This is a genomic window from Paenibacillus sp. CH40, assembly GCF_024213605.1.
Taxonomy (GTDB): domain Bacteria; phylum Bacillota; class Bacilli; order Paenibacillales; family Paenibacillaceae; genus Paenibacillus; species Paenibacillus polymyxa_B.
The window spans coordinates 647,071-660,504 of record NZ_JANAVQ010000001.1 but is presented as its reverse complement, the minus strand read 5'-3'; the positions used below and the strand labels follow the sequence as shown (position 1 = coordinate 660,504).

Here is a 13,434-nt window from a genome sequence, read left to right as displayed (position 1 = left end):
TCATTTACGTATACATATATTGAGGATTTCACTGGCAGCCTCATCAACAGACAGGGTATCGTTCATCATTTCATCCAAGAGTCTGCCGCACAATATATCATCAAAGTCTACATCGCTCTCACCTTGCGAAAATAATGCATAGGCTTTTACTTGATCCTTGCTTTCAGAAGTCCAGTAATGCTCTTTAGCAAAAGGGTAGGTAGGCAGGCTGATACGGTGAGGCATCTTCCCTGTGTAAAGTTTTTTCCAATCCAAATTTATCCCTTTGGCCCACAGCTCCAAAAGCTTGGTATATTTCTTTTTGGAAATCCAAAGATCGATCATTTGTTGCAAGTCTTCGTCCCCTGAAAAAATAGACAATGATTCTCTGTTGCGTTTAGCCTGTCCCCTATATAGGTTGAGCATGTTATGACGTCCATCCACAAAACTCTTTAATTTTTCCTCAAGCTCTGCGGTAGATTCCACAAGTACGGCTAAACGCTCCTCCATCGCCTCGCGTCCCACCTGAAGCGTGTAAGCAATATCCGATAGGCTTGCGGAGGATAGCTGACCCTGAAGAGCATTCAGCAGCTGCCGTCCCTTTTCCTTAAGCTGCTCCTCGCTCTTGGCTGACAATACGATCATAGCAGGTCCCTGAGAGTCAGATTCTGTTCCAGACTGTTCCTGATACTCGGGAATATACTCTTCAATCACGATATGGGCGTTTGCCCCGCCTGCACCAAAAGACGATATTCCAGCCCGTCTTGGATATTCTTTTGTGATTCCATCGGTTGTAATTACCGGTCTCTTCCATTCCTCCAGGCTTTGCTGAACGATAAAAGGGGTATTGTTGAAGTTAATTTCAGGGTTCAACTTCCTGGAATGTAAGGATGGTACTAGCTGGCTGTGCTTAAGCTGCAACAATATTTTAGTCATTCCTGCAATGCCTGCTGCACTCTCACAATGGCCTATATTGGATTTGACCGCCCCTATGGCGCAGAACTGCTTATCCTTTGTGAATTTTTCGAATGCCCTTGTCAATCCTGCAATTTCAATAGGATCTCCCAGAGCTGTACCGGTTCCGTGGGCTTCAATGTAACTAACTGTCCTTGCATCGACATCCGCACGCTGGAGCGCTTCTTCAATCAACCAGGATTGAGCTTGAGGGCTAGGTACTGTATAACCGCTGGTTTTACCTGAAGCATTAAGCATGCTCCCTTTGATAACTCCATAAATATGGTCGCCATCTGCAATGGCCTTCTCCAACGGCTTCAACACGATCGCGCCGACACCCTCTCCGTCGACGAATCCATCTGCCTGATCTCCGAATGACTTACATTCACCCGTTTTAGAAAGCATCGTCATAGCCGACAGCTTGATATAGTGGATAGGGTCTACAATCAAGTTGACTCCCCCGGCAATGGCACACTCGCTTGTACCGCTATACAGACTTTCCAAAGCCAAATGGATCGCCGTCAATGAGGAAGAGCAAGCGGTATCTAAGGACATACTCGGACCTTGGAAATCCAAATGATAGGAAACCCGGTTCGAGATGGAATTATATTGAGGTCCCAAGCCGTAATTTCCGTTCATAACGCCTGCAAATACACCGACTCTTCTACTCTCACAAAGATTGGCAGGGGTATACCCAGCATCCTCTATGCTTGCATATGCTGCTTCCAGGAAAAGTCTTTCCTGCGGATCCATTGTTTCGGCTTCTGCGGGAGAAATCTTAAAAAATAGCGGATCAAATAAATCAATGCCTTCGATAAAACCACCCGATTTCGTATAGATTGTGCCCCTTTTCCCTTTTTCTTGGTCAAAGTAGGTCTTCCAATCCCAACGGTCTTTCGGAATTTCAGTTATGCAATTTTTACCTTCTCTTAGATTGTTCCAATATTCCTCTATATTACGAGCTCCCGGATAGCGTCCTGACATCCCAACAATCGCAACATCCCTGATATTGGAGGATCGTGTCGTTGGCTTTTCCATTGTGCTGTCAGAAGGCTTAAGGAAACGCCCTCCCCGGTCAAACCTCATTGGGACAGTAGCGAGTAATTGCGAAGCAGGGCCCTCTTCAACTCTGGAAGTCTCTTCGGTCAACTCCTGTTCCTTCATTCCTACCAGCTTCTTCAACGAGTCCTTTTGCGTTTGAAGAAGGTATGCTACTAGATCATCTATGGTGTTGTACTCAAAAAACAGCGTGCTGGCAAAATCCTCGATGACTTCACGCAAAACATTTGTGATTTGCACTACCAATATCGAGTCAATTCCATACTCTTCCAGGGCAACCGTTGAGTCGATACTTCCCGGTTCCATTTTTAGCGTCTCACCAAGCAAATGTTTAAAGTACGCCGTACTTTTTTCACGCAGCACATGTTCTACCTCCGCTTGTGCTACCTCTATTTTGGGTTGAGTTTGTTGTTTCACTGATACCGTCTCTACGGTTCTTTTCTCTATCAATATTGATCTTCGTTTGTGCTGTCGCTTTTGCCGAACCAAGCCATCACTTTGGGCTGCAACAATCTGCTGGCCCCAATCATGCGCCTCTTGCGCCGGGAAGAACGCTGCATGGAAACCTTCTTTGTCCAATACGGTTTCCCATATTTGAGGGTGAAGCCCTGGGCATCCAGGAATACGCCATTCCGGATCCTCATACGCCCACCAACCATCTAGCAATCCGAAGGTAAGGTGGGTAAACACGCTACTACCTGTGATTTCATTGAGCAGGAGCAAGCCGTTGCTTTTCAAAACCGCTTTTGCATTACGTAATGCCTGACGGATGTCTTTTGCGGTATGAAGCACATTAGCGGCAATGACAATATCATATTTCCCCATCTCAATACCTTGCCCGGCAATAGGTTCTTCAATGTTAAAAATCTGATAGCTGAGATACGGATTATGCGGCCCATACTCTTTTTCCGCGTGCATCAAAAAGGCCTTGGAAATATCGGTATAGCAATATTCCTGAATGTGTTTGCGATATGGGCGTAATTTCAGGAATAGCGTAGCACTGGTCCCTCCGGTGCCCGCGCCGATTTCCAGAATTCTGATTTCCGCAGCGGCGTCGGCCATAATCCTCTCCTGGATATAAGCGGCAGTAGTATCGGCAAGTACCTCATTAAAGTAGTCCACAACCAGATTGTTCTTATAAATTCCTTCCACTAGTTCCATTGAGGAATTGGGGAAGATGATTTCGGTCGCAGGCGATTTTCCGGTAAGCACTTCCGGTAAAGCTCGTAGCGTTGTCTCAACCAAATTGACCCTTGCTCTCATCTGCGGATATTGCAGCCAAGTACGCTTGCGCTCTTCCCATTCCTGCCAGACATCATCTCGATCCGTCAAGCTGGAGTTTCTACCTGATAGGTCGTTATCCATCTGTGCCAAAATCTCCATGCTCTCTTTCAGCCATTTGCCATATAGCTCAGGAAGTCCGAGTTTATTTTTGAACTCGTCGACAGACTGACGATCTGTCCCTGATAACCCCATGGACAAGAGCTGCTCCCGCAACAACCTGCGTAGGAGATGTTCCATCTCCCTTTCCTGGAGATCGCCCATATCGTCCCCGGCATAATTTTCGATAAAATGGCTTCTTGATTGTATTGCTGTAGCAATATTTTCCTGTATATCCCTGAGGTTCGGATCCGAATTAGGCGGGTAGAGATCAATCTCTTCTGTCGGATTAGTCCCTTCCATCTCCAGATGTCTTGTTGTTTTCATAAGCCCCATTTGGTCGATCGGTGAGGCAAGAAGCGTCTCAAGCGCCTCCATCCCCTCCTGCGGGTCAATGAGCCCAACACCTATTTGCGCCAGTCTGGAGTAGTTTTCTACCTCCTGCCGTCCATTTTCGGAGGCATTGTTTTCGCCGCTCCCCCAGTATCCCCAGTTCATGACCTTCACCGGACAACGCCATTCCTGTGAAAGACGATGCGCAAACGCGTCTTTAAAGGTACTTCCGGCAGCATAGCTACTTTGTCCCGGATTCTTTACATAGGTAATAATAGAAGAGAAGAACAATACGAAATCCAACGGCTCATTTTGGAAGACCTGAGCCATGCGTACACTGACATCAACCTTTGCTGAAAGCCCTGACCGGAGCTCTTCCTCCGTCAAATCTTCCAAGCCCTTCTCCAAAAATGAAATGGCTGAGTGGACCACTCCGTTTATGTTGGAGTACCGCTGTTTTATTTCCTCATATGCCCGCTGCAGCTCCCTTTCGTCTGCTACATCCGCCGTGATATAGCATGGAACAGGTCCCAGGCCTTCAAATCCGTCCAGTTTGGCCTGGATAGAGGCATCCTTTTGCCTTCTGCCTAGCCACACCGTCTGGGCCTGGTAGGTACAGGCCATATACTTGCTCCAAGCCTCTCCGATAGTGCCGGCGCCCCCGATGACCACATAGACGCCTCTGGCTTTGTATAGCGTCTGTCCTTTTAAACCTGAAGTCTGTTTGAATGGAATCAATTGCTGCCGATACCACTGCCCATTTCTGAAAACCCACATCCGTCCTTGCCGGTCCGAAGGTAGCGTAAATATATCGGATAGCGGCCAGTCATCATCGGATTGCAGGTCAAGGATACGGATTTTCCAGTTCGGATATTCTTTGGCCATGGTGCCTATCAGCCCATGAAGACTTGCGTGAGTCGGATTGACTGTATCGTTCTGATCCATCGGCTGAGCTTGATTGGTTATCGTTGTCCAGCCTAGCTTTTTCGTCCCGTATCCCAATAAAAGCATCGCTTTGACCATTCTAAAGAAGAGTAGGACTCCCTGCTCCTGTTCCTTGATCAAGGATTCGGCAATCACCGATTCGACGGGAGCACAGGGTGCAATCCACAGAATATGGTCAACGGCTCCATATTCTTCTATCTTTGAGGCAACTGTTTCAATGGAATCGTGCGCTTGAAGCTCCAAGAAATGCGCCCTAGGATAATACTCCCGGATGGCCTGTCTGTCTTTGACAGTACCACCTGCAATGACCAATCGGTCTGTCGATGACGGGGAAACGACATCTTTTTTTATAGCAACCGGGTCCCATTTCGGGATGAGCATTACAGATCCCTCAAGCGGATCGGCGGCACTTTCTCCTGCCGCTGCGCCTTGTGCATTTTCAATGACGACTTCTCCGTCCAGCGCCCGGGTGGATAATCCTGTTATTCTGACGCAAATAGTTCCTTCCTCATCACACAAGTCAATATTAAGCTTCTGTACCTTGTCTTCTTTCTTGCTGCCCTCGCTGTATTGAATCAACGACCACATGGTCGGGGTGCATGCCCCATAAATCTCAATCTCTTGGAGGGCAAACGGCATATGAGGCGTAGCTGGTACAGCGCTACCCGGCAGCCCTCCGTTCTCTTGGCCCATGATTAACCCGATGGATGCATGCAAGGCCGAATCCAGCAAGCTGGGGTGAAGGACCAAGCTGTACGCCATATTAGAAATGAAGGAAGGCAATGCCAGCTTGGCTAGCACCCTGCCCGGATGTGTATATACCTTCTCCACACACCTGTATGCCGGGCCATAATCCATTCCCATTTCCTCGAAGATTTCGTAACATTGCGATCCGTTAAACCTGTGTTGACCAAAATCTGCCTGTAACGCCTTAAGGTTTAGTGTTGGTTTTTGCTCTACGCAAACCTGCACCGCATCACCTTGGCTATGCACGGTATGCCCTCTTTCGCTTCCTACTTGCCCGCTATACACTTCAAAGCTTATTTTTCCGGTGTCTTCCAGGGATAGCCTGGTGTGTACAGGAACTGGCTGGTTGTCCACCACAATGGGCCGAATCCAGTTTACATTTTTCAAACGGATTCCTGTTGTGCTGTTGTCCATATCTCCTGTGGAACGTTCTACAGCCGCTCGTACCATCTCAAGATAGGCTACGCCAGGCAGAACCTTTTGGCCTTTCACAACATGATCCTTGAGGAAAAATTCCTCGCCTGTAAACGTTGAACTGAACCGCTGCTCCAGAAAGTCTGAAGTGTTCTGATGCAGTAAAGTTGTCAAAAAGGAAGATTGGGACGAAGCGGCTTCTGTTATTGCGGCGCTCTTTTCCTCATGTACGGGTATCCAATAGCTTTCCCTGGCAAAAGGATAGGTTGGCAGGCTCATCCTACAAGGCTTCACATCCCCATAAAGCTTGTTCCAATCCAAAATCAGTCCCGTAACCCAAAGTTCAGCGAGCTTTCCATACTTCCCTTTGTCCACCCATGCATCAATCATTTTAGCCATATCTTCATCGACTTCCTGAGTGACAAGCCCTCCTCTATTACGCTTTACCTGTCCTCTATACAGTTCTTCTACGCCTTCCTTTTTTTGCAGGAAGCCTTCCAATTTCCAATCAAGCTCTTGGATGGATTTTGCAATGATCGCTAGACGTTCATCCATCGCTTCCCGCCCAATTTGCAGCGTGTAGGCGATATCTGAGAGACTTGTATGCGGGTCATTCAGCTCTCTGATTGCAGACAGCAATCTTTGCACCTGCTCGTCCAGCCTTTCCTTATTTTTGGCCGACAACACGACCATGACAGGATTCAGGGATGTAGGAGCAGCTTGCTGCTGACTAGCTTCTTCTGGAATATATTCTTCGATGACCACATGAGCGTTAGAGCCCCCAGCACCAAAGGCCGACACTCCTGCTGCCCTTGGGTATTCTCTGGTTTCACCGTTGATGGCAACTACAGGTCTTTTCCACTCTTCTAATCCCTGCTGAACTTTAAAGGGACTATCGCTGAAGTCGATATTGGGATTTAAGGTACTTGCATGTAGCGAAGGCACGATTTGTTTATATTTCAACTGCAAAAGCACCTTTGTCACCGCGGCGATACCAGCAGCGCTCTCACAATGCCCGATATTAGACTTCGCCGACCCGATTGAACAGAACTGCTTATCCCCGGTATATTTACGGAAAGCCTTTTGTAAGCCTGCAATTTCAATCGGATCTCCCAGTGGAGTTCCTGTTCCATGGGCTTCTATATAGCTGATGGTTCTGGGGTTGATTCCTGCCTCCTTAATTGCCTGACCAATCACACCGGCCTGTGCGTTGGGGTTAGGTACGGTATAGCCGTTGGTTTTCCCCCCGTGGTTCACTGCAGTTCCTTTGATAACTCCATATATGCGGTCTCCGTCTGCTATGGCTTTGGCTAATGGCTTGAGCAGCAAAGCTCCGACTCCTTCTCCCGGTACATATCCGTCTCCCTGTCCGAAGCTTTCACATCTCCCATTGCTTGATGCAAAACTTCCCTGTCCCAACAATAGGTATTTGTTTGGATGGATGGAGACGTTGACCCCTCCTGCTACTGCCAGTTCGCATTCTCCATGCTGCAGTCCATGACAGGCCATATGAATTGATGTCAGTGACGAGGAGCACATGGTATCTACAGCGATACTTGGCCCTTGAAAATTACAAAAATACGATACCCGGTTGGCAACCGCCGAGGCATTCCCGAAAAGTCCAATCATCCTCCCCTTGGCTTGTTCCTGGGCTCCATAGAGTTGATACTCATGGTACATCACTCCAACGTAAACCCCGACATTGCCTTCTATGCCGCCAAGCTCCCGCTCTGCACAAAGGCTTTCTCTCGTATAACCTGCATCCTCTATCGTTTCATAAACGCATTCCAGGAATAAGCGCTCCTGCGGGTCCATCGTTTCCGCTTCCCTTGGCGAAATATTGAAAAACAACGGGTCAAACCAGTCCACTCCATCGATGAACCCTCCCCACTTGCTGTAGGTTTTCCCAGGCTTGCCTCTGTTTTCATTAAAGTACAGACTGTGATCCCAGCGCCCCTTGGGAATCTCTGTAATGCAATCCTTTCCATCCCTTAGGTTTTCCCAGAACTCTCGGATACCTAGTGCTCCCGGATATCTTCCCGACACGCCGATAATTGCAACGTCTAATGCCTTCTTCTCCTGATGTGGCTGCGTACCTGTGGGGAGAAGCCATGGGCGCCTACGATTAGCCGATATCGAGGTCAAAGGCTCTATGGTTGCTTTTATAGGTGCTTTCGGGCCTGCATCAGGAGCCGTATTCTTCTCTGTCGCTTCTACAGCATCAATCAGCCGACCGCGATACGTTTCAAGGAAATAACCCGTCAATGACCGGAGATTTTGGTATTCAAAAAATAATGTTTTCGGTAGTGAGCCGAAAGTCTTTTCCAATTCATTGGTAAGCTGCATAACCAGTATGGAGTCAATCCCATATCTGTCCATTGGTGCATGTACATCTATACTTTCAGCGGGCAGCTTGATCACGGTTGAAAGTACCGTTTTCAAATACCCCTCCGCTTTTTCCCTTAGCCATTCTTCTCCGATAAGCGATGCTACCCCGCTTTCCATTACAGATCGGCCTGAGACATCAGTTTCCGAGAGCTGGCCTAGAATTGCCGCTTTAATCCTTTGGGGATATCCTTCGATCACCATAACCTGACTTCTGCCGGAAGACAGACTTTGATACAAAGCTTTGATTCCACTCTCCGTTTGCATGGCAATCATGCCTAGGCCCTGCATCGCCCTTTCCGTTTCCAGGTCGACATGCATGCCTCCATCCTTCCACAGAGGCCAGTTTATCGACAGCGTTTGCCCCTGGCGCTGCTTTGCTGTCACCAAAGCATTTCGATAGGAGGCATAGGCATCCATAAAGCCATTAGCAGCGGAGTAGTCAACCTGTCCTACATTGCCCAGGCTTCCTGCGCCCGAAGAAAATAAGATAAAGAAATCCAGGGTCAGGTCTCTGCTGGCCTGGTCCAGATTCATCACCCCTGAGACCTTCGGAGTCAGCACTTCTCTAACCTCTTCTTTAGTCTTCTTGATGATGAAGTTGTCCCGAATCACTCCGGCTGTGTGCAAAATACCGTTAAGGCCGCCAAATTGCTCGACGATGCCATGAATTAGCCCGGTAACCGATTCGTTGTGGCCCACATCCGCCTGTTGGTACTCTATATGACCACCCAGCGCTCTCAGTTCGTTTAACAGAGCCTTTTGGTCCGCAGAAAGTGATGACCGACCCACCAATACGACGGTGGAGTTTTTCACCTTGCGCACAATGTCTCTGGCAAAAATAAGCCCCAGGCCGCCTAAGCCACCAGTAATGAGATAGATCCCACCATCTCTCCACGGCAGGTCTGTATCTTCACGTAAGGCTTCAATTTCTTGCCATATTAAAGTCTGTCGTTTGTCCCCTTGGTACCGTATCCGTTCGTTATACCGGCCACTCCGGTTCCCTTGTAGTTTCTCAATGATTCCTTCGACATCATCCTCCACATCAAGCTCAAGCAACTGACCCATGACATTCGGATTTTCTTTTTGAGCGGTTTTCAGCATTGCAAAAAGCCCGGAATAAACCTGTTGGTCCTTCCGAGCGTGGGTTGCCAGCTGTATCAAAACTTTCTGTTTGGGTATGTCTAGCAGGATACTTTGCAATTCTTCAAATATCTGAATGGTATAATCTTCAAACCGACCGTCCATATCCGCGCTGGAAGACTGTAAAACAAGGCAGCGAGTACCATCCATGCGGGCTTCAATATCCTCCCCGGTGATACCATCCACTTCACACAGGATCACAACATGCCGGATATCGTCGTTTGCATTCACCCCTGCGGTGACAGGCATCTCCTGCCAGACAGGTTCAAGCATCAGTGTACCCATATCCTCAGTGATGCTGGCTTGCCCCACATCTCCTTCCAACGCTCTGGATAAAAGTCCTTTGAGCTGCACGCAAATCTTTCCGTTCTCATCGCACAGATCAATATCCACCTTACTTAATCCATTCGACGGCTCTTCACTCCCATCGTGAGAGATCCGGGCCCACATCTCTGGAGTGCATTTTTCGGATATCTTCAGTTCCTCCAAAGCAAAGGGTAACGCAGGCTTGCCTACAGGCAAATTTTCTTCCGAACCCATTACCAAGCCGATTGTGGCCTGCAAAGTTGAATCCATCAAAGACGGATGCAGAACAAATTCAGTTTGAGTATGGAGTACAGAGGATGGTAAGGACAGCTTGGCCAGCACGTAATCCTTTCCTCGGAAGATTGCCTCAATGCCACGGTGTGCCGGTCCATAGTCTATCCCCATGGCTCTGAAAGCTTCATAGCATTGGCTTGAAGAAAGTGGTGTACGGGTACATTCTGCCCGTAAGACATTCAGGTCCAGATACTGTAGCTCGCCCGCCCTCTCCAACACAGCGACTCCCTGACTGTGTATAATGCCCTCAGCGTCGGCTCCTTCCATCCCGCTGCATATTTCAAACGCAATCTCTCCATTGTCCTGGGGATATAGACTGATGAGTACCCTCACCGGTCCGTCTGCTACAACCACAGGCCGGGCCCATACGATATTTTTTAGCCGAATATGGGTCACGCCTTCTACTACAGCCCCCACTGCCTCTTCTACAGCTGCTCGCACCATTTCGAGGTAAGCCACCCCGGGTAATGTTTGTTGACCCTTGATTCTGTGGTCTGACAGGAAAAATTCCCGGCCCGTAAAAGTAGAGCTATAACGTTGTCCGGAGAGGTCGGAAATATTCTGATGCAATAAAGGATGAATTTGGGCAGTCATAGCCAGATTTACACTGCCTTGTCCAGTGTCTGTTTCGGATAACCAATAGCGTGTCCTTTCAAAAGGATAGGTCGGCAGACTGATTCGTCTGGGCTTGATATCTCCATAAAGTGCGTCCCATTCAATGCTTGCACCATTGGCCCACAATTTGGCTACCTTATCAAGTCTTTTCTTCTCAGTCCAGGCCCGAACCAGGGTTCCGGTGTCTTCGTCCGAATCCAAGAGTTCGATTCCGCCCCCTGCATAGTTCACACGGCCGATCAGCACTTTTTCCGACGAGCTTCCGTTAATAAAAAGTTCAAGTTCATCTATCAGATTTTCTCTTGAATCCGTCAAAAACGCGAGACGCCAGTCCATAGCCTCTCTTCCCACTTGCAAGGTATAGGTCAGGTCCGTCAGATTAACGCTTTCGTGCAACTTAACAAAATTCATCATATCTGCTGCATAGGTTTTCAAGGATTGTTCACTTTTAGCGGACAGCACAAATAGTCCCGGGTTGTCTTTACCCACTGGGGGTAGATTCACCGCAGAGACTACAGGAACATATTCTTCAATAACCATATGAGCGTTAGTGCCGCTAAATCCGAAGGAACTTACGCCCGCACGCCGCGGTACTCCCGGTTCGGGCTCCCAGCTTTGTAGACCGGTGTTAATGTAGAACGGGCTATTCTCCAGAGAAATATGCTCATTTAAGGATTCGAAATGGATGGTAGGCGGCAATTGGCGGTGCTTCATGGCCAGCAGCACTTTCATCACACTGGCCACCCCGGCCGCAGTCATCATATGACCCATATTGCTTTTCAGTGACCCCAATGCGCAATAGCCCTTCTTGCTTGTATAGGATCGGAATGATTCCGTAAGTCCCTCCACCTCGATAGGATCACCCAGCTTTGTTCCTGTCCCGTGAGCCTCGACCATGGAGATGGTTTCGGGATGAATGTTAAACCGTCGATATACGTCTTTTTCCAGCGAGATTTGTGAATTTACACTTGGGGCAGTTATTCCGTTGGTTTTTCCATCCTGGTTCATTCCCCATCCCCGAATAACTCCATATATGGAGTCCTTGTCTCTGACTGCATCAGAGAGCCGTTTTAATAAAATGACCCCAACTCCTTCTCCGGGGACAAACCCGTTTGCACGGGCATCAAAGGTAAAGCACCGTCCATCCTTGGACAGCATTCCTGCCTTGCTAGTCATAACATGCATTCCCGGACCAGCCATAATCATGACTCCGCCTGCCAAAGCAAGGTCACTTGTTTCTAAAAGGAGACTGTTGCAAGCTTCAGCAATGGCCACCAGAGAGGAAGAGCACGCGGTATCAATAGCCAAAGAAGGACCTTTCAAATTTAGCAGATACGAAATCCGAGCGGATAGAATTGAAGGAGACCCTCCCATGAGAACCTGCGCATTTAACCCCTGCCCACTCATGGACCTCCCATAATCACTGGCTGCACAACCTACAAAAACACCGCATCGGCTCTCCGACAGTGAGGCTGGATTTAATCCGGCATCTTCAATGCATTTCCAGCTGCTTTCAAGAAACAGGCGCTGTTGAGGGTCCATCATCTCTGCTTCAGCAGGGGATATATTAAAGAACAATGGGTCAAATTTATCTACATCCTCTAAAACACCCATCCATTTGCTATAGGTTTTTCCCTGAGCCTTGGGATCGGTATCGTAATATTCATCGATTGACCATCGCGTTGAAGGGATTTCCGATATACAATCCCTTCCCTGAGCCAGATTGTCCCAAAATTCAGCCAAAGTCCTGGATTCGGGGAATTGCCCTGCCATACCAATAATCGCGATAGACTCCTTATGTTCCTGACCGCGCGGCATATCTGGCATAGCTTTTTTAGAATCAGCATGCTTGACCGTTTTGTGGGAATCATTGCTATTCGGCAGCTGTCCATAGGCAAATTGAATCCGTTCTTTAACCTCTTGCTGATTTACAAACGTTTTATCCTGCATTTTTATTTCTTTTTCAATAGTAGCCGCCAGCTTTTCTCTTATCGATTGAGCCATATGGTTTTTCAGCTCAATTAATGACTCCCTGGGAGACTCGGACAGTTTTCTTGCCAGCTGGATGGCGTACGGCACCACTTCATTCCTCGGTACAACTGGAAAAGGAACCCCTTTGGTTTCCAGTTCCGAACCGCTATATCTAGTACCTGTAAATAAAATTTCCTGTGCCATACTAACCCCAAATTTCTCAGGGAAAATCAGGGTCGAACCCGCTCCGGGAGTAAAGCCGTACTTCATAAAGTTAGTAGTATAGATGCTTTCCCGACTCATCACGATAAAATCGCAAAACATCCCCATGCACCAGCCAGCACCAATCCCATGTCCCTGCATAGCAGCGATGACGGGCAGCTTGCAATCCAAAGCAATCTTGTAAACATTGGTATCGCTATATTTCGCCTTTCCCTCATGGATAGCCAGCAATCCCTCTTGGGTGCCTCCTGTGGCAAAGTAGGTGTCATATCCCGTCAGAATCACAACTTTATAATTCTCGTTAGCCTGCACTGTCTCAAACGCCTGATTCAGGCCAATAATCAGTTCATCGGAAAATGTATTTTTGTGCGCCGTGTCCTTCATTTTCAACAAGACAATCCCGTGCTCAAATTCCTGCAATTCAACCACAGGCTGTACCTTTATTTGGGGGGCGCTTATCTCCTGCCCATCCTCCGGCGTGTGAAAGCTGTCCAATGGCTGCAACGTGAAAGCTAGTCCTTCTGATAATTCCTGTGGACTGGCTTCCAAAGATTCATCCGGGAGCTCGCCAATAAATTGAAGCAATTGTTTTTCAGCATCTTCATAATTTATTTCCCCTGCTTGCACCGCACGAAAAATATCTTTTGAATCCATAAACATGTCCTCCTAGCTGTATGAAATAGGACA

The 13,434-nt window shown here is 48.1% G+C and carries 1 protein-coding gene; it reads right to left on the bottom strand.

The annotated features are described in order from the left end of the window. Window positions 1–13,401 carry an SDR family NAD(P)-dependent oxidoreductase gene (locus NLX73_RS02770; protein WP_254325306.1) on the bottom strand — a complete coding sequence of 4,467 codons (13,401 nt, stop codon included), beginning with the start codon at window positions 13,399–13,401 and terminating at the stop codon, window positions 1–3. Between the last annotated feature and the right edge of the window lie 33 nt (window positions 13,402–13,434).